Here is a 570-nt window from a genome sequence, read left to right on the forward strand (position 1 = left end):
TATGCCCGCAGGAGGGAAAGGCGGCCGGCCTCGTCCTGCCGTTCTGCAACACCGACACAATGAACCTGCACCTGGCGGAGATCGCTCTGCATGTCGCCCCCGGCGCCCACGCCGTGGTGCTCATGGACCAGGCCGGCTGGCACCTGACGCCGAAGCTCGAGCTTCCCGTCAACATCTCGATCGTAGCGATCCCATCGAAAAGCCCGGAGCTCAATCCGCAGGAAAACGTGTGGCAGTTTATGCGCGACAACTGGCTCTCGAACCGCGTGTTCGGCTCCTACGACGAGATCGTCGACCATTGCTGCGACGCTTGGAACAAGCTCGTCGAGCAACCCTGGCGCATCATGTCGCTCGGTCTCCGCGATTGGGCCTGTGGGTTATGATCACTGAACCTTGGTATTAAACACTACAATATCGAACGTTTTCAGTAACTTTTCTAAGAGTGCGTTTGAAAAGGCCGTCTCCTCACGTCCATCGACGTAGCAGAGTGGCGGAGGCGGCGATGGTGATGAGGGTTTCGGCGACGGCGGTGAGCTGCTCATAGTCGCGGACCAGGCGGCGGTTCTTGAA

General features: G+C 59.3%; 1 protein-coding gene. It reads left to right on the top strand.

Translation table 11 applies throughout. The annotated features are described in order from the left end of the window. Window positions 1-383: transposase (locus tag FOY91_RS21455; RefSeq protein ID WP_203234676.1), on the top strand; the 383-nt coding region annotated here is incomplete at its 5' end. Window positions 384-570 lie beyond the last annotated feature (187 nt).

Origin of the sequence: Alterirhizorhabdus solaris, assembly GCF_007785815.1 — a bacterium.
In the GTDB taxonomy this organism is placed as follows: Bacteria; Pseudomonadota; Alphaproteobacteria; order Sphingomonadales; family Sphingomonadaceae; genus Alterirhizorhabdus; species Alterirhizorhabdus solaris.